We start from the raw sequence: 17,603 nt of genomic DNA on the forward strand, positions 1-17,603 counted from the left end.
CCGACGAACGCCGACCAGTCAACACATTACTTCAGGCGCGCGAGACGCTCGGTCAACAAATCGAAAAAGCCCTGCGCATCACCGTTCTCAACCCAGAACACGTTCTTTTCGTGTTTCAGGCCGTCGTACCAATCGACAATGGTCTGGCCGAAGGTCGGGCCTTCTCGGCTGTCCACCACCACATTGGCCTGACGACCGCTGAACAGCGAAGGCTTGAGCAGGTAAGCAATGACGGTAGCGTCATGCACCGGGCCGCCCGGGATGCCGTAATGCTCCATGTCGCCCTTGACGTACTCATTGAGAATGTCGCCGACAACCTTGCTCGCATTGTTATTGATGTCGGCAATCTTTTTCAAGCGCGCCTCGCTGGTCAGTACCTTGTGAGTCACGTCCAGCGGCAGGTAGGTCAGCTTGACGCCACTTTTGAGCACAATCTCGGCCGCGATCGGGTCAGCGAACAGGTTGAACTCCGCCACCGGGGTGATATTGCCGCCATTGAAGTGCGCGCCACCCATCACCACCACTTCCTTGATGCCTTGGGTGATTTCCGGCGCCTGGGTCAGTGCCAGCGCCAGGTTGGTCTGCGGGCCGAGCATGGCGATAGTAATGCTGTGAGGCTTGGCAGTGCTCAGGGTCTTGATCAGGTAATCAACGGCATTACCGTCAGCCAGGCCTTTTTTAGGTTCATGCACAGTGACGCCAGAAATACCTTCCTTGCCATGAATATTCTCAGCGTAGATCGGCGTGCGCAGCAGCGGCGCTGGCGCACCGGCGTAGACCGGGATTTCCTCGCGCCCTGCCCACTCGCGGGCCAGGCGTGCGTTGCGGGAGGTCTTGTCCAGGCGCACGTTACCGGCGACGGTGGTCAGCGCACGAATGTTCAGTTCCTCCGGCGAAGCCATGGCGAAGAGCAATGCCACCACATCATCGGCGCCTGGGTCGGTGTCGATGATCAGGTCGATTTTTTCCGCCGCGTGGGCGCTCGCTGCTGTGAGTGCGGACAAAAGCAGGACACTCCGAAACAGGTTTTTCAGGGTTGGGAGACCACGTTGCATAAAACACTCCTTGTCGTTGGGAACTCTAGAAGGTTACGCCGGACACCAGCGCGATATTGCAGTAAGGCTGGCATTCGCCGGTGCGCACTACGGCGCGCGCCTTGCGGCTGAGCAGCTTGAATTCTTCATGGCTGGCCAGGCGCCGCTCACCGAGGGCTGCCTGCTCTGTGAGCGTATTGAGGTCGGCCAGCGCCGGCGGCTGCTTGAGCAGGATTTCTTCGGCCAGCACATGGCTTTCCACCTGCATTTCGCTGAGCACGATACGCAAAGTGCTGATGAAGTCCGGGATGCCCTGGGTCAACGCCAGGTCAATCAACTCGACGCCCGGCGGCACCGGCAGGCCGGCATCGCCAATCACCAGGATGTCGCCATGCCCCAGGGAGGCGATCACACGCGACAGTGCGATATTCAGCAGAGGTGTCTTTTTCATGAGGGCACAAAACCTTGTACGTCGTGCAGCGTTGGAATAGAGGGTTGCGCACCGGCTCGGGTGACCGACAACGCCGCCGCGACCTGACCAAAACGAATCGCCTCGGCCTCGCTTTTGCCATCGGCCAACGCCGAGGCAAAACCACCGACAAAGGTATCGCCTGCCGCCGTGGTATCCACAGCCTTAACCTTCGGCGCCAGCAGATGCTCAAAGCCCTGGCCGTCGGCAAACAGCGCGCCCTGAGAGCCCAGCGTGATGATGACCTTGCCGGCGCCCGCCTGAATCAGCTGGGTCGCCGCCGCCTTGGCGCTCTCAATGGAGTCGACCATCACACCGCTCAGAGCGGTCGCTTCGCTTTCATTGGGGATCAGGTAGTCAATCGAGGCGTACCACTCAGCCGGCAATGGACCGCTGGCCGGGGCCGGGTTGAGGATCACCGTCTTGCCCAATTCACGCCCGCGCTTGAGGGTGTAGCCCACAGTGTCCATCGGCACTTCCAGCTGGCAAACGATCACGTCGGCCGCCTGCAGCACCGCGTCGAACGCCTGCAACGAGGCCGGCGTGAGTTCGCCGTTACTGCCCGCGACAATCACAATCGCGTTCTGGCTGCTGTCATCCACTACGATCAATGCCACGCCACTGGAGCCGTCCACGCTGCTGACGGCCTGGCAGTCGATGCCTTCCACCAACAGCGCGTCACGCAACTGGGCGCCATAGGCATCGGTACCGACACAACCTATCATCGAAACATCGGCGCCCAGTCGCGCCGACGCTACAGCCTGGTTCGCGCCCTTTCCGCCAGGCACCGTGGAAAACGTTTGGCCGATGAGGGTTTCACCGGCACGCGGCAACCGGCTGGCGCGGGTGACCAGGTCCATGTTCAAACTGCCCACTACCACTACTTTTGCTGGCATACATCAGTACTCATCAATTCGGTTCAGCGGTATTGCGCGAACGTACCGGCGACGGGCGCCGTCGACTCACGCAATACGATGCTCGGCGTCACGATGCGTTGATCGATCGGCAGTTGGGGGGTTGCAATTCTTCGCAGTAAAAGCTCGGCCGCTGTTTCGCCCAGTTGCACGATCGATTGCCCGACCGTGGTCAGCGCCGGATAGACGTAGCGGCCCATTTGAATGTCATCGAAACCGATCACCGACAGCTCACCCGGCACGCGGATATTACGCTCCGCCGCTGCGCGCAACACGCCGAAACCGATCATGTCGTTGCTGGCAAAAATGGCGCTGGGCGGATTTTGCGCCAGTAATTGCACGGCGGCGGCATAACCGCCAGTGCTGGTGAAATCACTTTCCTGGGTGCGATTGGCCCCCACCGCCACGCCCGCCTCACTCAACGCGCGGTGATAACCCGCCAGACGCATCTGCGCGACGCGGGTATGGGCCGGGCCGCCAATGCAGGCGATATCGCGGTGGCCCAGGTCGAGCAAGTGCCGGGTCGCCAGGTAGGCGCCCTCCTCGTGATCGATACGCACGAGGTCCACGTCAATGCCATCCAGCGCGCGGTCGACGATCACCATGGGCGTACGCACCGCACTCAAGCCTGCGGCAAGGCCACTGTCGTCGCCACCCACCGAGGTCACGATCAAGCCATCGATACGCTTCTCCAGCAATACGCGCAGATAGCTGCGCTGCTTTTCAGCGTTGTCGTCGGAGTTGCAGAGGATCACGCAATAGCCATTACGCTCGCAGTAATCCTCGATGCCCCGGGCCAGCTCCGCAAAATATGGGTTAAGGCTATTGGGCACCAGCAAACCGATGGTGGCCGTGGTCTTGGCTTTGAGTGAGCGCGCGACAGCGCTGGGCACATAGTCGAGTTGCTTGATCGCCGCCTCGACCTTGATGCGTACCGGCTCGCTGACAGGGCGAGTCTTATTCACCACATGGGACACCGTGGTGTAGGAAATACCTGCAAGCGCGGCCACATCCTTGATCGTTGCCATGGTTCAGCCTCGCCGACTGGCGCGCTGGCTGCGGTAGGTATCCAGAACCACGGCAATCACGATCACGGCACCGGTGATGATGCGCTTAGTGGGTTCCGTGGCACCGATCTGCGCAAGGCCAGCGGCCAATACCGAAATAATCAACACACCAAAAAAAGTACTGATCACCGAACCACGCCCGCCCATCAGGCTGGTACCACCGATGACCACCGCAGCGATCACTTGCAGCTCCAGGCCGGAACCCGCGTTCGGGTCCGCCGCTTCAAGGCGCGAGATCTGGAACAACGCCGCCACACCGGCCAGCAGGCCCATGAGGCTGAACACCAGGATCTTGTAAGGCTTGGGATTGATCCCAGCCAGGCGCACGGCTTCTTCGTTGGTGCCGATACCGATCAGATAGCGACCAAACACAGTACGCGTCAGTACAAGCTGCGCGGCGATGATCACCAGCAAGGCAATGATGAACGACGGTGAGATACCAAGGACAATCGGGTTGGACAGCCAGGCAAACGAATCACCGATGTAAGCCGTGCGCGATCCGGTCATCTGGTACGCCACACCACGGGCCATTTCCAGCACGCCGAGGGACACGATAAATGAAGGAATGCGCCAGGCCACGGTGATCGAGCCGGTGATGGTGCCGGCCAATGCGGCGCAGCCCATACCCAGCACTGCGGCCGGCAATACACTCCAGCCCCAACTGAGAATGGCCACGCTGACGGCCGAGGCCGCCAGTGCCAGCACCGAGCCCACTGACAGGTCGATGCCGCCGATGATCAGGATGAAGGTCATGCCCACCGCCAGAACCATCAGGTCCGGAATCTGGTTGGCCAGGGTGCTGAAGGTGGCGTAGGACAGGAAGTGGTCGCTGAGCACCGAAAACAGCGCAATCATCGCCAGCAAAGCGCCCGCCAGGCCCAGGTAAGTGCCTAGGCCGTAGAAGTTGCCGCCGGCTTTACCGGGTGAAGTGGTGGTTTTCATGGGGTATCCCTAAGCACTGCGTCGTTGAGCAGCGCATCATGTTTTTGATAGCCGGCAAAGGCGGCGGCGAGCAATTCGTCCTGAGTCCAGCTGTCGCGCTCGAAGGTGTCGATCAGGCGCCCAGCGGACAACACACCGATGCGATCACAGATCAGCATGAGTTCACGCAGATCGCTGGACACCACCACCAGCGCTTTGCCCTGGCGGGTCAATTCGCCGAGCAAGGCATAGATGTCGAATTTGGCACCGACGTCGATACCGCGAGTCGGCTCATCGAACAGCATCACCGAGCAATCGCGCTCCAGCCAGCGGCCAATCACCACTTTCTGTTGGTTACCGCCAGACAGCTCGGACACCAACTGCGCCGGGCTGGAACTGCGAATGCGCATGGCATCGATCTGGCGCATGGCCAGTGCGGTTTCGTTGCGGCTGTTGACTAAACCGCCGCCGGAAATTTCCGGCATGTTGCCCAGGGCAATGTTGGCGCTGATGGACTGAGTCAGCAGCAGGCCTTCGCCCTTGCGGTCCTCGGTGATCAAAGCAATGCCATGGCCCACCGCGTCTACCGGCGAGCGGATGCTCACCACTTGAGCCGGCGAACCGAGTGCAACAGTGCCGCTGTCGGCAAGGTCGGCGCCGAAGATCAGGCGTAACAATTCAGTACGACCGGCGCCGATCAGGCCGGAAATGCCGTAAATCTCACCTGCGCGCACTTCAAAGGACACGTCGCGGACTTTGTCCGAGCGGGTCAAGCCTTTTACCGTCAGGGCCGGGCCACCAATGGTGCGTGGGCCCAGGTCAATGTGTTCGCCCAGTTCACGACCGACCATCAAGGTGACCAGTTGTTCGCTGTTGTAATTGGCCATCGGCTCGACACACACCAACTTGCCGTCGCGCAACACTGCAATGCGCTGAGCAACACGGGCCAGCTCTTCCAGCCGGTGTGAAATGTAAATGATCGCCACGCCCCGGGCCTGCAGACGAGTGATTTGTTCAAACAGCATCTCGACTTCACGGGCGGTAAGCATCGCCGTGGGCTCGTCGAGGATCAATACGTGGCAATCGCCGATCAGGTTGCGGGCGATCTCGACCATTTGCTGATGGCCAATGCCCAGGGTGCCGACCAAGGTATCCGGGTCGATGGCGTCCAGGCCGACCTGGGCCATGGCCTCAATCGCAGCCTTGCGCAGTTGCTTGCGGCTGATCCAGCCACAGTGGCTGGGCAGGTTATCCAGAAACAGGTTTTCGGCCACGGTCAACGTGGGCAGCAGGTTGAGTTCCTGCATAACCATGCGCACGCCCAACTGTTCGGCCTGGGTGCGGCTGGCTGGACGGTAGTCCTGGCCATTGAACTGCATGCGCCCGGTGGTGGGTGTGACCAGCCCGCCGATGATCTTCGACAAGGTACTTTTGCCTGCGCCGTTCTCACCAGTCAGCGCCAGCACTTCACCACGATTGAGCGTCAGGGTGATGTCGGACAGAACCGGTTGGGCATAGGTCTTGCCGATACCGCTGACCGAGAGGACAGCGTTCGGGGCGGAAGATGACATAGGAAAATCTCCAGGCGCCCGCTCAGGACGAGCGGACGCTGTTGGGTGCTGCCAGGATTACTTCTTGAGGACGAGTTCGACCGGGGTTTCGATCACGCCGTCTTTGGAATCGACTTTCTCGCCCTTGACCAGCTTGAGCGCGTTCTGAATACCGAACACGGCTTGCTGGGCAGCGGCCTGGTCGGCGGTCGCCAGCACACGGCCGTCCTGCAGCATCGGCTTGATAGCCTCAATGTTGTCGTAGCCTACGACCAGCACCTTGCCGGCCTTGCCTGCCGCACGCACAGCGGAGACCGCGCCCAGGGCCATGTTGTCGTTACCGGCCAACAGGGCCTTGAGGTCCGGGTACTCGCTCAGCATGGCGGAAGCCACTTTGCGGCCTTCGTCAATTTCCCAGTTACCGGATTGCGTAGAGACGATCTTCAGGCCGGCAGCGTCCATCGCATCCTTGAAGCCAGCTGTGCGCTGCTGGGCGTTGGTTGTGGTCGGGACGCCTTCGATAATGCCGACCTTGTCACCCGAGGCCAGTTGCTTGGCCAGGTAATCGCCCACCAGCTTAGCGCCTTTGCGGTTATCCGGGCCTACGAAAGGGATATCGAGGTTTTTGCTTTTCAGCACAGCCGGATCCAGGCGGTTGTCGATGTTGACGATCTTGATCCCGGCTTTAGAGGCATCCTCCAGCACTTTCACCAGCGCCTTGGAGTCAGCTGGCGCGATAACGATGGCATTGACCTTGGACAGGATCATCTGCTTCACGATATCGATCTGCGCGCTGGTATCGGTTTCGTTCTTGATCCCGTTGGTGATCATGTCGAAATCGGCGGCGTGATCTTTCTGATAAGCCTTGGCACCGTCTTGCATGGTGACGAAGAATTCATTGGCGAGGGATTTCATGACCAGGCCGACCTTGGGTTTGGCGGCGGCGTCATCAGCAAATGCAGAGGAAAGAGGCAAAGCGGCGGATGCGGCAGCAAGCACAGCGACAGCAAGAAGACGTCCAGCGAATGGCAGCTTCATGGGTTCACTCCGATCTTATGATTATTGTGAGCAACGCTTGCACCGAAGAGTGCTTCGGCAGCCTTCCCACCCGGGCGGCTGATACGAGCTGTCACGACACTTCAGGCGTGTTACGTGAAACATCTCGCAAACGTTTGCGTTATTCAAACTATGAGAACCTTGTCGAGATTTGTCAACGGTTGAAAGCAGCCTTTCATTCAAGCCATACAGCACCTCGCTCGCGCCTGACAAAGGATGTGATTAAACACCGCCCTCCCCGGCCGCTCTCTAAAACGACAGGCCGTGCCGCGCCACGCCTACAAACTCGAAGGACCGACCGCCAACTTTTTTCGGACAACCGAACGCAATACAGCCCGATGTTCGGAAAGCCGGACGCCCACTCGGTCTAACAGGCCACGAAAAGAATATAAATTCTTACAAATCAATAAGTTATTTTACGTCCGCGCGCACAATCGGCCTGGTACAGATCCTGCTCTACTCAACCACCTCGTGGCATTCAGAACCGCCCGGGTGTTCTAGATGAACCTGCTACAGCACTCATCAAAAACCAGAGAGAAAAATAATGAAATCTGCACTGAAGACTTTTGTTCCGGGCGCGTTGGCCCTCCTGCTGCTGTTCCCCGTTGCCGCCCAGGCAAAGGACGTTGAAACCAAGACCAAACTGTCCAACGTGGTGATCCTCGCCACCGGCGGCACTATTGCCGGTGCTGGCGCCTCCGCCGCCAACAGCGCCACCTACCAGGCCGCCAAGGTCGGCATTGAGCAATTGATCGCCGGTGTTCCTGAGCTTAGCCAGATCGCCAACGTACGCGGCGAGCAAGTGATGCAAATTGCGTCCGAAAGCATCAACAATGAAAACCTGCTGCAACTGGGTCGTCGCGTCGCCGAACTGGCTGACAGCAAGGACGTGGACGGCATCGTGATCACTCACGGTACCGACACTCTGGAAGAAACCGCCTACTTCCTGAACCTGGTAGAAAAGACCGACAAGCCCATCGTGGTGGTCGGCTCCATGCGTCCAGGCACCGCGATGTCGGCAGACGGCATGCTCAACCTGTACAACGCCGTGGCCGTGGCCAGCAGCAAAGAGGCACGCGGTAAAGGCGTGCTGGTTACCATGAACGACGAGATCCAGTCGGGTCGCGACGTCAGCAAGATGATCAATATCAAGACCGAAGCGTTCAAGAGCCCATGGGGCCCACTGGGCATGGTGGTTGAAGGCAAATCCTACTGGTTCCGCTTGCCAGCCAAGCGTCACACCATGGACTCGGAGTTTGATATCAAAAACATCAAGAGCCTGCCCGATGTCGAGATCGCCTATGGCTATGGCAACGTGAGCGACACCGCCTACAAGGCCCTGGCTCAAGCGGGCGCCAAAGCCATCATCCACGCCGGTACCGGCAACGGCTCGGTATCGTCCAAAGTCGTACCTGCACTGGTGGAGCTGCGCAAGCAAGGCGTGCAGATCATTCGTTCCTCCCACGTCAATGCCGGCGGCATGGTTTTGCGTAATGCCGAACAGCCTGACGACAAGTACGACTGGGTCGCGGCGCTCGACCTGAACCCGCAGAAAGCGCGCATCCTGGCGATGGTCGCCCTGACCAAGACTCAGGACAGCAAAGAGCTGCAACGGATGTTCTGGGAGTATTGATTCCCGGTGATACCTCGGCAGGAGCGGCTTGCCCGCCCCTGCCTCCTCGCAAACCCTTCGATAAAAACACCTGCGCCCTACACCAAATTACCTGAATTGCTGTCAGACGGACTTCTTGAAGTTTAAGCAGTTGCGAAATCGCCTACAGTTAAATACTGTATGTGCGTACAGCAAACTAAGGAATACTCCGTGGCAAAGTCCTCTCCCGCAGTGCCAACCCCACCTGGTGCCTACGAACGCCTGGCCATTCGTGTGCAAAAGATCATCAATTCGACCAACGCCCAGAAAGCCAAGGCGGCTTTGATTTTCCGTTTGCCGGAAGAGCCGGAGGATGAGTGGGCGCGCTTGCTAGAGGAAATTGCGGAGAACGACAACGTCACCCTCGCCTATCGGGACGATGGCGGTGTGCAGATTTTCTGGGTTGTGCCGAAGGAAGATTGATTCAATGAGTGTCCGTTTTATCGCTGTGTGTTGCCTGTTTTTCGCCGTTACCGCCCACGCCCAAGCGCCCCGAACCTTCAGCGAAGCCAAGAAAGTCGCGTGGAAACTGTACGCCCCACAATCCACCGAGTTTTATTGCGGGTGCAAATACACCGGCAACCGCGTGGACCTGAAAGCCTGTGGCTACATCCCACGCAAAAACGCCAACCGTGCCGCGCGCATCGAGTGGGAGCACATCGTTCCGGCCTGGCAGATCGGGCATCAGCGCCAGTGCTGGCAGAACGGCGGGCGCAAGAACTGCACGCGCCATGATGACGTGTTCAAACGCGCCGAAGCCGACCTGCACAACTTGGTGCCGAGCATAGGCGAGGTCAATGGTGACCGTAATAACTTCAGTTTTGGCTGGCTGCCGGTGCAAAGCGGGCAGTACGGCTCATGCCTGACCCAGGTGGACTTCAAGGCGAAGAAGGTGATGCCACGCCCTTCCATTCGGGGAATGATCGCTCGCACGTATTTCTACATGAGCAAGCGATACGGCTTGCGCCTGTCGAAACAGGATCGACAGTTATACGAAGCTTGGAACAAGACCTACCCGGTGCAGTCCTGGGAACGTCAGCGCAACCAGACCGTGGCGTGCGTGATGGGACGCGGCAATGAATTTGTCGGCCCGGTAAACCTTAAAGCCTGCGGTTGAAGAAGGGCGGAAACCCCGCCCATCCAAGTCGTTACTGCGTAGCCTTGTGTTCAATGATTTCTGAAACAGTATCGGTTTTCTTGGCTCGGGCCATTTTCTCGTTGAGCAGCGTCTGCTTGGCTTCGGCTTCGGCCTTGGTTGCAAACGGCCCCAGCAGTACGTCGTCCTTGCCGTCTACCTTCACGATGTAAAAATTGAAACCATGTTCCAGCAACCAGGCCGTGAGGTCGGTAATCGCCTGCAACTTGTGGTCCGGCGGGCCAACCCGCACGTCCCATTCCTGGGCGGCAATCGCGCCGGTCTGGGGCTGGCTTTCGGTCACGACAGGCTTGGCCTTTGGCGCATCGACGCTTTTGCCTTCACCGCAACCGGCCAGTGCCAACACCGCAATTGCCATCGCTACTTTACGCACTGCCCTGCTCCTTTAAAGATAAAGAGGCGACTTTATCATTCGCTGTCTATTCTGGCCGTCATAAACGTTGGATTAAACAATGCGAATGATGTATCGCAGACCTGTATGATGCCGCCATGGGAATTAATGTCGCCTCTATGCGTCCTAAAAAGAGGCAGTCACAGGGAAGCGCTAAGCAGTACGCTACACACATCCGACACCTGCCCTGTCTGAAACATGTGTCCTTAAAAGTAATCAAGGAGAAGTCCATGCTTATACTCACCCGCAAAGTTGGTGAAAGCATAAACATCGGTGATGACATCACGATCACCATTCTGGGCGTCAGCGGCCAGCAAGTACGAATCGGCATCAACGCCCCCAAGGATGTTGCCGTGCATCGCGAGGAGATCTACCAGCGCATCCAGGCCGGCCTGACTGCTCCGGACAAAAACCAAACGCCTTGAAGTGCCTTCAGTAGCCAGCCCTTTCGTTCACTGTAACGGCTGGCGAAAACTCCTTGGAACTGCTTTTGTCTTTATTGCGTGAGTGACGTCGCCAATGTGTTCATCTTCGTGGAAAAGATGAAACTGTCTTCACGCTTGGAACTTGCTCTTTCATTCACGGCCGAATCTCCTGACTGACTCTAGCCATTCGTGTGCATTCAGGAGCACGTCAATGAGGCCTACGACCACCCCCCCATTTGCCTACAGGTCTTGGTTGATCGCCCTATTGATAGGGTTGTTCTTCGCCGGGCTGACCTATGGCTTGAGGTACGCAATCGAAGGCACTGGCTCCACCGACCCCCACTCGTGGCTGGACCTGGCGCTGCTGCTCGGCGGCTACCTGTTCCTGTTTTGCCTCAAACCTATCCAGCGGGCCGTGCAACGTCGGTTGTGCCAAAAAATGACACGCTGATACCGCATTCGTCGCTATCAGATCGCCAGTATTTACAGCGCTACAACTCGACCTATGCTTGCGTGTGCATGATCAGTAAAAGGGGCTGAAGCAAGATGGATACCCTGAGTAAATCGAAAATCGAGTCCGCACTGGCAGCCCGCCTGTCCAGCTATCAAGTGACTTGCACATTGCATGCGGACGGAACGCTTTCGGCAGTGCTCAGCGGCCCGGAAACCGACCACTTTGCAATTACCGGGATCGTACGCGCCCATTATCAGGGCGCCGAAGCAATCGCGCGGCTGGCCAATGAAGTTCTCCGGGAGATGGTGCTGTCACGCCAAGGCATGAGGAATGATCGGATGCAGCCGCCCGATCCAGCCATTGCCGAACAAGGCCGAGGCCGTTAACGGGCTCGGCCTTTTTTGTGTCAGGCAGCACCGCTCTGCACATACAACAAGCCGTCTGCGTCGCACTGCACCTTCAACGGTTCATACCCGTCAATCGAAGGATGCTCGGTGACCATAGGCGTGTGATGTGTCGACGTCACGACCATCACATCCGCCCCTGCTGCCTCTGCCGCCCGGATGCCTACCGCCGCGTCTTCAAACACCAGACAATCCTGCACCGGCACACCCAGGCGTTGCGCGCCCAGCACGTAACACGCGGGGTTCGGCTTGCCGACGGCAACATCTTCAGCGGTCACCAGCACCGCCGGCGGCGCAATACCTGCCGCTTGCAGCCGGCGCAACGCCAGTTCCCTGGGTGCGGAAGTGACCAGCGCCCACTGATCACCCGGCAGGCTATTCAAAAACGTGACCGCGCCGGGGATCGCAACAACACCGTCCACATCATTGATTTCAGCCTCGGTAATCCATTGTGCCTCCACCTCAGGATCGACGCCTGGCAATGCCTGGCCTGTGATGGTATCGATCGCACGAGCACCGTGAATGGTCTTCAAAAACGCTGCCACATCCAGGCCATGGCGTTCAGCCCAGATGCTCCACACCCGTTCGGCAGCGGCAATGGAATTGAGCAACGTCCCATCCATATCAAATAGAAAGGCACGGTAACGGCGGTTGAATACAGCTGAACCTTGGATGGACACTGCTTGGTTTCCTCATCGGCTTTAACAAATATCGGCCCGATGCAATCTACGGATCACCTCGGCACTTGTAAACGCAACCGACGTCGGATGCATTACAGGTTTGTAAGGCAGCCGCAAGTCTTGGCAGCACCCTCACTTCATACAGCGAAGTCGTCAGTCACCCACGCCGGATGACGCCACTTCCTCCTGATGAAAAGGGTCCACCATGAAACCTGCAAGCAAACTCTGCCTGATCGCCGCCAGCCTGCTGATGCTGGGCACTGGCACCGCCATGGCAGGCACAGTCGCACCGATCAAAGCCAATAACGTGGTGCTGGTACATGGCTCATGGGCTGACGGTTCGAGCTGGTCCGAGGTCATCACCCGCCTCCAGGCCACCGGCTTGCACGTTACCGCCGTGCAGAACCCGCTGACCTCGGCGGCCGAAGACGTCGCCGCCACCAACCGCGTACTGGACCAACAAGACGGCCCTACCGTGCTGGTCGGCCATTCCTACGCCGGCGTCAACCCTGAGCCCCGCATTACAAACTTGTCATCATCCTGTTGGTGGGCTGTTCGGGACGGCTGGTTACCGTGTACTCACTGCCACGACGTGACAGCCAACCCTTTTAGAGAGATACCGTCATGAAACTGTTTATCCTCGGCTTTGCCGCTCTGCTCGCAACCGGTTCTGTGTTTGCTGCCGAACCCGTGATCCACGACAAAACCGGCTTCTTCGTGCACCTGGATGTGGCCAAAGTACTGTCGAGCACCGACACCTACGGCCGATGCGGCATTGTCCCGGCGCAACTCAACTACCTGGACAGCCAGGGCCGTGAACACGTGTTGGACTACCAGGTCCTGGCCACCGGTTGCCCTAGTGACAATTGATCGGGCTACACTTGCGCCACGCATAGAGACAAGGCACTTCCCATGAACATTCTTGTAGTCGAAGACGAACCCAAAGCCGGCAACTACCTGCTCAACGGCCTTCAGGAGCTGGGTTATTCCGTCAGCCTCGCCCGTGACGGCGCGGATGGCTTGCACCAAGCCCTGGAAACGCCGTTCGACGTCATCGTGCTGGATGTGATGATGCCGAAAATGGACGGTTGGGAAGTGCTGCGCCGTCTGCGCAAGGAAGCCGACACGCCAGTGCTTTTCCTTACAGCCCGCGACGACATTGCCGACCGCATCAAGGGCCTGGAATTGGGCGCCGATGATTACCTGATCAAGCCGTTTTCCTTCGCTGAATTGGTGGCGCGTTTGCGTACCCTGACGCGCCGCGGCCCGAGCCGGGAAGAGGAGCAGCTACAGATCGCCGACCTGCACATCGACGTGCTAAAGCGCCGCGTCACCCGCGCGGGCACACGCATCACCCTGACCAACAAAGAGTTCGCCCTGCTGCACCTGTTCGCGACCCATCAGGACCAGGTGCTGTCCCGTTCGCTGATCGCCTCGCGTGTGTGGGACATGAACTTCGACAGCGACACCAACGTAGTAGACGTGGCCGTGCGACGCCTGCGCTTGAAAATCGACGACCCGTTCCAGCTCAAGCTGATTCACAGTGTGCGGGGCATCGGCTACCGCTTCGATACCCAGCCATGAGCAGGCGCAGTCATTACTCCTTGACCCTGCGCCTGGCGTTGATCTTCGCGCTGCTCGCCTTCGCCCTGCTGGCTACCCTAGGCGTGGCGCTGTACCGCGAGCTCGAACGGGAACTGATCATGCGCGACGATGCCGCATTGATTTCCCGTGTCGATCAACTGCGCAACTTGCTCAACGACAGCAACACGCTCGACCTGATCAAGACCAAGCCGGAACTGTTCCAGAACATGCTGGGTAACCACGAGTCGGTACTGAGCATTGCCGCGCCGGGACAAAAACCGCTGCTGCTGGTGAACCCGGGTAATATCGATTTGCCGTCTGTGCCACCCGTCGCGAAGGATCACGCGCTGGGACTCGCCGACGTGCACCATCTGCCTGGCGTGAATGGCGTGCCCTTCTCCACCGTCGCCGCCTCCATCGACTCCGGCGACCTGGGCAGCCTGCAAGTCACCAGCGGGCGCCTGATGACCGAGCGCACCGCGGTGCTCGCCAGCTATCGCTTGAGCGTTTATATCTTGGCGAGTATTGCCGCAATCCTCCTGGCAGTGGTCGGTTACCTGCTTGTTCATCGCGGGCTCTTACCGTTGCGCCGCCTGGCCCGACACGCCCAGGGCATTGGCGTCGGCAACCTCGCCGAACGCCTCGATAGCCATGGCGCACCGAAAGAACTGCTGCCGATGATTGATTCGTTCAACACCATGCTTGAGCGGCTGGCCAAGGGCTTTGTGCAACTGGGCCAGGTGTCCACCGACATGGCCCACGAACTGCGCACGCCAATCAATAACCTGCTGGGCGAAACCCAAGTCGCCCTGCAACAGAGCCGCAGCATCGAAAGCTATCAGCAACTCCTGGCGTCCAATGTCGAAGAGCTTGAACGCCTGGCACGGATGCTCGACAACATGCTGTTCCTGGCCCGCACCGACCCGGCCAGCGCCCTGCGTCAACGCCAGGAGCTCAGTGCCACGGATGAGGTTGAACGCATTGCCGAGTACTTTGAAGGCTTGGCGGGCGATGTGGACATCAGCATTCAGGCCAGAGGTGAAGGGGTGATCTGGGCGGAGCCGATGTTACTGCGCAGGGCGCTGGCGAACCTGTGCGCCAATGCCATCAAATATGGTGCGCCGGGGACTGAGTTGTTGATTCAGGCGGTTCCTGATGCCGAGGGCATTTACCTGAAGGTCAGCAACCAAGGCGAAACCATAGCGGCCGAGCATCTGCCGCGACTGTTCGAACGGTTTTACCGGGTGGATGAATCACGAGAACGCTCCGCCCAATCCAATGGGTTGGGCTTGTCGATTGTGGCGACCATCATGCAGTTGCATAGCGGGCGGTACAGCGTGAGCAGCCACGATGGCGTGACCTGCTTTGAGCTGTTTTTCCCAGGACGCGTGGCGTAACGTTTGCCCCGTCAGTCAAAGGCGCCATTGAGTACTTCGTAAATGATGCCCGACGCAATGGTCACCAATATCAGATCGGTACCTGCTTGCTGCCATTCATACCCATCATAACGGGGCAACTGGCCCAATAAACGACCATCCAGTTTTTTGGCGATGCCCGGCGGTAATGGCTTACCGCGCGCGAGGTTCTTCTGGATACCGGGGGGCAAGGCTGGCCCCGGGCTCCAGTAGTTGCGGTAGCCACCCAATACATTCAGTACCCTGCCTCGATCGACACTGGGGGCGTGACTACCCGATGCGCCTTTGCCTTTGGGTTTGTCATGCCCCTGCCCGACCGAGCTATTGCCTTTATTGTTCCCCTGCCCCTTGCCATTACCAGGATCGGCCAGGGCCATACCACTGCCAGCAAACAAGAAAAGCGAAAGCACGACAGACACGCATTTCAGAGACTTGATCATGGCGATTACCGTGGAGTGGGTGCCCCTGAACTGTAGTTGAAGGTTGGCGCTCACGCCCAGCCCTCAACTGACCTGACCGCCCACTTCGACTATATCCGTCGAGGTTTGCCATGCCGCAGACACCGCGATGCGCAACCCCTCGACCAGGGTCGACAGCACCATCGGCGGCTGGCATGCCCCGTAAACATCAGGCACATGGATAAAGCCACTGCGCACGCCCGACCCCGCCAACTGGTGCTGCAGCCGATAGAACACCTGATTGCACACAAAGGTGCCTGCTGTTTGCGATACCGATGCCGCAATTCCGGCTTTGCCCACAGCCTTGACCATCGCCTTGATCGGCAGCGTCGTGAAGTAGGCTGCCGGGCCGCCAGCCAAGACTGCCGTATCGATAGGCTGCTCGCCCAGATTATCGGGGATGCGTGCATCGTTAATGTTGATCGCCACCCGCTCCATCGAGATAGTGCTACGCCCCGGCCCCAGACCGGTGGCGATCACCATCGCCGGGTGCAGCTCATCGATCAACTGGGTCAGGCACTCGCCAGCGGTCGCAAAGGCGCAAGGCAGCCGACGCGCGACAATCTGCACATCGCTTCCCAGCAGCACGCCATCCAGTTGGCGCACAGCTTCCCAGGAAGGATTCACCGGGTCTTGATCAAAGGGCTCGAAGCCCGTCAGCAGTACAGTTTGCATCTCGACCTCACATCAACAGGTAAAGCAGTACGATATTGACCACCAGCATCATCAGCGCGGTCGGCAATTGGGCCTTGATCACCGCGTTCTTGTCCGGCAGCTCCAGTAACGCAGCCGGCACAATATTGAAGTTGGCGGCCATGGGCGTCATCAAGGTCCCGCAGTAGCCGGAGAACATGCCGATCGCTGCCATCACCGCCGGGTTACCGCCGTAGATTCCCACCAGTACCGGCACGCCGACGCCGCCAGTCATCACCGGAAACGCCGCGAAGCCGTTCCCCATGATCACTGTAAACAAAGCCATGCCCAACACGTAGACCATCACCGCCACCAACTTGAAATCCAGGTTGATATAGGTGGTAGTGACATGCGCTACAGCCGTGCCGACCCCAGCTTCGTTGAACAGCAAGCCGAGCATCGCCAGCATTTGCGGCAGCACCATGGCCCAGCCCAGGGCTTCTGTGAGGCGGCGGGATTCGCGCAAGGCTTGTACCGGCGTATCGCGGGTCAGCCAGCAGGCAAGGCCGAGGGCGATCAGGCAGCCGATGCCGAGGGAGACGAAGGTGGTGTTTTTCGGGTCCAACAGCGGTGTGCCGCCGATTTCGGTGTGTTTGAGCAACACCGAGCCGATCACCGTGGTCAGGGGGATGGCCAACGCAGGGATAAACAGTTTGTGACCCAGCCGACCGGCACTGGCACGCGAAGCCTTTTCATGCAGCTCAACATGCTTGCCACGTCCGACGCCGCCCATGCCGGCGATCAATGCCATGACCACGATGCCGACACCGATAACCACCGACGGCAAGCGTTCACCGATCAGGAACGGAATGGCGAACAACAGCCAGAACAACGCACTGGACCAGCGCTTGGGATGGGTTCTGTCCATCACGATCATGCCCGCCGTGATCAACAGCAGAACCCCGGCTAGCCAGTAGAGGTATTGAATGGAAATGATCATTGCGCGGCCTCCACGGGGGTGGCGGCAGACGTCATCTCACGGGTGAGCCTTCGGTCAAACCGATGCAGACGGATTGCATGGATAATAAACGCGCAGATCGCCGTAGGAATGCCCCACACCGCGATGTGCAGAGGTTCCACATCAATCCCTGAGCCGAGCAGGAAGGTGTGCATCAATGCGATGGCGCCAAAGGCGACAAAGATGTCTTCACCAAAAAAAAGGTTCTTCACGGATTGCCGGGAAAGACGCTCTTGATCTTCATGAAGAAGAACTCGCTGTCCCGGTAACCGTACGCCATTCGTTTGATGACCTTTATTCGATTGTTTATTCCTTCCAACTGA

The 17,603-nt window shown here is 58.8% G+C and carries 22 protein-coding genes and 2 pseudogenes; 10 read left to right on the forward strand and 14 right to left on the reverse strand.

Annotated features, from left to right (window positions below):
• Nucleotides 1–26 precede the first annotated feature (26 nt).
• The 7 genes from AACY52_RS26840 to AACY52_RS26870 are packed head-to-tail and all read right to left on the reverse strand — an operon-like array spanning nucleotide 27 to nucleotide 6,993.
• Nucleotides 27–1,055 carry a nucleoside hydrolase gene (locus AACY52_RS26840; protein WP_339439326.1) on the reverse strand — a complete coding sequence of 343 codons (1,029 nt, stop codon included), beginning with the start codon at nucleotides 1,053–1,055 and terminating at the stop codon, nucleotides 27–29.
• A gap of 25 nt (nucleotides 1,056–1,080) precedes the next feature.
• A complete protein-coding gene (rbsD, locus tag AACY52_RS26845; protein ID WP_314566768.1) occupies nucleotides 1,081–1,485 on the reverse strand; it encodes a D-ribose pyranase in 405 nt (134 codons plus the stop codon).
• The gene (rbsK, locus tag AACY52_RS26850; protein WP_339420633.1) at nucleotides 1,482–2,399 is read right to left on the reverse strand and encodes a ribokinase; all 918 of its coding nucleotides are present in this window, start codon (nucleotides 2,397–2,399) and stop codon (nucleotides 1,482–1,484) included. The genes rbsD and rbsK overlap by 4 nt, the downstream gene beginning before the upstream one ends.
• A 23-nt stretch (nucleotides 2,400–2,422) precedes the next feature.
• Entirely contained in the window at nucleotides 2,423–3,445 is a 1,023-nt protein-coding gene (locus AACY52_RS26855; RefSeq protein WP_339420632.1) for a LacI family DNA-binding transcriptional regulator, read from the reverse strand.
• Nucleotides 3,446–3,448: 3 nt separating this feature from the next.
• Nucleotides 3,449–4,426 (reverse strand): ABC transporter permease, encoded by a 978-nt coding sequence (locus AACY52_RS26860; RefSeq protein ID WP_339437341.1) that lies wholly within the window; start codon nucleotides 4,424–4,426, stop codon nucleotides 3,449–3,451.
• A complete protein-coding gene (locus AACY52_RS26865; protein ID WP_339456956.1) occupies nucleotides 4,423–5,976 on the reverse strand; it encodes a sugar ABC transporter ATP-binding protein in 1,554 nt (517 codons plus the stop codon). Before AACY52_RS26865 ends, AACY52_RS26860 begins: the two co-directional genes overlap by 4 nt.
• Nucleotides 5,977–6,033: 57 nt before the next feature.
• A complete protein-coding gene (locus AACY52_RS26870; protein WP_049712409.1) occupies nucleotides 6,034–6,993 on the reverse strand; it encodes a sugar ABC transporter substrate-binding protein in 960 nt (319 codons plus the stop codon).
• Between the two features lie 562 nt (nucleotides 6,994–7,555).
• Between AACY52_RS26870 and AACY52_RS26875 the strand changes: the two genes are divergently transcribed.
• The 3 genes from AACY52_RS26875 (at nucleotide 7,556) to AACY52_RS26885 (ending at nucleotide 9,779) form a co-directional block, all read left to right on the forward strand.
• Nucleotides 7,556–8,644 carry an asparaginase gene (locus AACY52_RS26875; RefSeq protein WP_339420628.1) on the forward strand — a complete coding sequence of 363 codons (1,089 nt, stop codon included), beginning with the start codon at nucleotides 7,556–7,558 and terminating at the stop codon, nucleotides 8,642–8,644.
• Between the two features lie 189 nt (nucleotides 8,645–8,833).
• Entirely contained in the window at nucleotides 8,834–9,085 is a 252-nt protein-coding gene (locus tag AACY52_RS26880) for a DUF1654 domain-containing protein (RefSeq protein WP_082224448.1), read from the forward strand.
• A 4-nt stretch (nucleotides 9,086–9,089) separates the two neighbouring features.
• Nucleotides 9,090–9,779, forward strand: a complete 690-nt coding sequence (locus AACY52_RS26885) for an endonuclease I family protein (RefSeq protein WP_339420626.1) — start codon at nucleotides 9,090–9,092, stop codon at nucleotides 9,777–9,779.
• 31 nt (nucleotides 9,780–9,810) lie between these two features.
• On the opposite strand, the gene AACY52_RS26890 is transcribed toward AACY52_RS26885, so the two are convergent.
• Nucleotides 9,811–10,176: an SPOR domain-containing protein gene (locus AACY52_RS26890; RefSeq protein WP_339420641.1), complete on the reverse strand. Its 366-nt coding sequence runs from the start codon at nucleotides 10,174–10,176 to the stop codon at nucleotides 9,811–9,813.
• A 263-nt stretch (nucleotides 10,177–10,439) separates the two neighbouring features.
• On the opposite strand from AACY52_RS26890, the gene csrA reads away from it, so the two are divergent.
• The 3 genes from csrA (at nucleotide 10,440) to AACY52_RS26905 (ending at nucleotide 11,474) form a co-directional block, all read left to right on the forward strand.
• Nucleotides 10,440–10,634, forward strand: coding sequence for a carbon storage regulator CsrA (gene csrA, locus AACY52_RS26895; protein WP_003192511.1), 195 nt, complete (start codon nucleotides 10,440–10,442; stop codon nucleotides 10,632–10,634).
• A gap of 211 nt (nucleotides 10,635–10,845) precedes the next feature.
• Entirely contained in the window at nucleotides 10,846–11,085 is a 240-nt protein-coding gene (locus tag AACY52_RS26900) for a hypothetical protein (protein ID WP_339437344.1), read from the forward strand.
• Between the two features lie 95 nt (nucleotides 11,086–11,180).
• Nucleotides 11,181–11,474 carry a hypothetical protein gene (locus AACY52_RS26905; RefSeq protein WP_339439322.1) on the forward strand — a complete coding sequence of 98 codons (294 nt, stop codon included), beginning with the start codon at nucleotides 11,181–11,183 and terminating at the stop codon, nucleotides 11,472–11,474.
• Nucleotides 11,475–11,494: 20 nt separating this feature from the next.
• Here the strand turns inward: AACY52_RS26905 and AACY52_RS26910 are convergent, their stop codons facing one another.
• The gene (locus AACY52_RS26910; protein WP_339420623.1) at nucleotides 11,495–12,172 is read right to left on the reverse strand and encodes an HAD family hydrolase; all 678 of its coding nucleotides are present in this window, start codon (nucleotides 12,170–12,172) and stop codon (nucleotides 11,495–11,497) included.
• A gap of 205 nt (nucleotides 12,173–12,377) precedes the next feature.
• Between AACY52_RS26910 and AACY52_RS26915 the strand changes: the two are divergent.
• From AACY52_RS26915 to AACY52_RS26930, 4 genes and pseudogenes are all read left to right on the forward strand, one after another.
• Nucleotides 12,378–12,704 (forward strand): annotated as a pseudogene (locus AACY52_RS26915) (alpha/beta fold hydrolase); the annotation flags it as partial.
• Between the two features lie 92 nt (nucleotides 12,705–12,796).
• A complete protein-coding gene (locus tag AACY52_RS26920; RefSeq protein ID WP_339420622.1) occupies nucleotides 12,797–13,042 on the forward strand; it encodes a DUF2790 domain-containing protein in 246 nt (81 codons plus the stop codon).
• Between the two features lie 42 nt (nucleotides 13,043–13,084).
• On the forward strand, nucleotides 13,085–13,756 hold the full coding sequence (locus tag AACY52_RS26925) for a heavy metal response regulator transcription factor (RefSeq protein ID WP_339456962.1): 672 nt from the start codon (nucleotides 13,085–13,087) through the stop codon (nucleotides 13,754–13,756).
• Nucleotides 13,753–15,153 (forward strand): heavy metal sensor histidine kinase, encoded by a 1,401-nt coding sequence (locus AACY52_RS26930; protein ID WP_339420620.1) that lies wholly within the window; start codon nucleotides 13,753–13,755, stop codon nucleotides 15,151–15,153. Before AACY52_RS26925 ends, AACY52_RS26930 begins: the two co-directional genes overlap by 4 nt.
• An 11-nt stretch (nucleotides 15,154–15,164) precedes the next feature.
• Here AACY52_RS26930 and AACY52_RS26935 read toward each other — a convergent pair whose 3' ends face one another.
• The 5 genes and pseudogenes from AACY52_RS26935 to AACY52_RS26955 all read right to left on the reverse strand — a co-directional run.
• A complete protein-coding gene (locus AACY52_RS26935) occupies nucleotides 15,165–15,611 on the reverse strand; it encodes an anti-virulence regulator CigR family protein (protein ID WP_339560990.1) in 447 nt (148 codons plus the stop codon).
• A gap of 63 nt (nucleotides 15,612–15,674) precedes the next feature.
• Nucleotides 15,675–16,304: a pyroglutamyl-peptidase I gene (gene pcp / locus AACY52_RS26940; RefSeq protein WP_339471280.1), complete on the reverse strand. Its 630-nt coding sequence runs from the start codon at nucleotides 16,302–16,304 to the stop codon at nucleotides 15,675–15,677.
• Nucleotides 16,305–16,311: 7 nt separating this feature from the next.
• Nucleotides 16,312–17,262, reverse strand: coding sequence for a DUF979 domain-containing protein (locus AACY52_RS26945; RefSeq protein ID WP_339471281.1), 951 nt, complete (start codon nucleotides 17,260–17,262; stop codon nucleotides 16,312–16,314).
• Nucleotides 17,259–17,483 (reverse strand): annotated as a pseudogene (locus AACY52_RS26950) (5-oxoproline transporter, DUF969 family subunit); the annotation flags it as partial. The pseudogene AACY52_RS26950 and the gene AACY52_RS26945, both read right to left, overlap by 4 nt.
• A 5-nt stretch (nucleotides 17,484–17,488) precedes the next feature.
• A partial coding sequence (locus tag AACY52_RS26955; protein WP_143497295.1) for a transposase occupies nucleotides 17,489–17,603 on the reverse strand: 115 nt, incomplete at its 5' end.

The organism is Pseudomonas sp. EA_65y_Pfl1_P113 (genome assembly GCF_963970525.1).
Classification (GTDB): Bacteria; Pseudomonadota; Gammaproteobacteria; order Pseudomonadales; family Pseudomonadaceae; genus Aquipseudomonas; species Aquipseudomonas tritici.

What these genes read in the sequence shown, in the direction of transcription:
- AACY52_RS26840 (WP_339439326.1), bottom strand. Translation starts at nt 1,055, where the DNA reads ATGCAACGTGGTCTCCCAACCCTGAAAAACCTGTTTCGGAGTGTCCTG.
- rbsD (WP_314566768.1), bottom strand. Translation starts at nt 1,485, where the DNA reads ATGAAAAAGACACCTCTGCTGAATATCGCACTGTCGCGTGTGATCGCC.
- rbsK (WP_339420633.1), bottom strand. Translation starts at nt 2,399, where the DNA reads ATGCCAGCAAAAGTAGTGGTAGTGGGCAGTTTGAACATGGACCTGGTC.
- AACY52_RS26855 (WP_339420632.1), bottom strand. Translation starts at nt 3,445, where the DNA reads ATGGCAACGATCAAGGATGTGGCCGCGCTTGCAGGTATTTCCTACACC.
- AACY52_RS26860 (WP_339437341.1), bottom strand. Translation starts at nt 4,426, where the DNA reads ATGAAAACCACCACTTCACCCGGTAAAGCCGGCGGCAACTTCTACGGC.
- AACY52_RS26865 (WP_339456956.1), bottom strand. Translation starts at nt 5,976, where the DNA reads ATGTCATCTTCCGCCCCGAACGCTGTCCTCTCGGTCAGCGGTATCGGC.
- AACY52_RS26870 (WP_049712409.1), bottom strand. Translation starts at nt 6,993, where the DNA reads ATGAAGCTGCCATTCGCTGGACGTCTTCTTGCTGTCGCTGTGCTTGCT.
- AACY52_RS26875 (WP_339420628.1), top strand. Translation starts at nt 7,556, where the DNA reads ATGAAATCTGCACTGAAGACTTTTGTTCCGGGCGCGTTGGCCCTCCTG.
- AACY52_RS26885 (WP_339420626.1), top strand. Translation starts at nt 9,090, where the DNA reads ATGAGTGTCCGTTTTATCGCTGTGTGTTGCCTGTTTTTCGCCGTTACC.
- AACY52_RS26890 (WP_339420641.1), bottom strand. Translation starts at nt 10,176, where the DNA reads ATGGCAATTGCGGTGTTGGCACTGGCCGGTTGCGGTGAAGGCAAAAGC.
- csrA (WP_003192511.1), top strand. Translation starts at nt 10,440, where the DNA reads ATGCTTATACTCACCCGCAAAGTTGGTGAAAGCATAAACATCGGTGAT.
- AACY52_RS26900 (WP_339437344.1), top strand. Translation starts at nt 10,846, where the DNA reads ATGAGGCCTACGACCACCCCCCCATTTGCCTACAGGTCTTGGTTGATC.
- AACY52_RS26905 (WP_339439322.1), top strand. Translation starts at nt 11,181, where the DNA reads ATGGATACCCTGAGTAAATCGAAAATCGAGTCCGCACTGGCAGCCCGC.
- AACY52_RS26920 (WP_339420622.1), top strand. Translation starts at nt 12,797, where the DNA reads ATGAAACTGTTTATCCTCGGCTTTGCCGCTCTGCTCGCAACCGGTTCT.
- AACY52_RS26925 (WP_339456962.1), top strand. Translation starts at nt 13,085, where the DNA reads ATGAACATTCTTGTAGTCGAAGACGAACCCAAAGCCGGCAACTACCTG.
- AACY52_RS26930 (WP_339420620.1), top strand. Translation starts at nt 13,753, where the DNA reads ATGAGCAGGCGCAGTCATTACTCCTTGACCCTGCGCCTGGCGTTGATC.
- AACY52_RS26935 (WP_339560990.1), bottom strand. Translation starts at nt 15,611, where the DNA reads ATGATCAAGTCTCTGAAATGCGTGTCTGTCGTGCTTTCGCTTTTCTTG.
- pcp (WP_339471280.1), bottom strand. Translation starts at nt 16,304, where the DNA reads ATGCAAACTGTACTGCTGACGGGCTTCGAGCCCTTTGATCAAGACCCG.
- AACY52_RS26945 (WP_339471281.1), bottom strand. Translation starts at nt 17,262, where the DNA reads ATGATCATTTCCATTCAATACCTCTACTGGCTAGCCGGGGTTCTGCTG.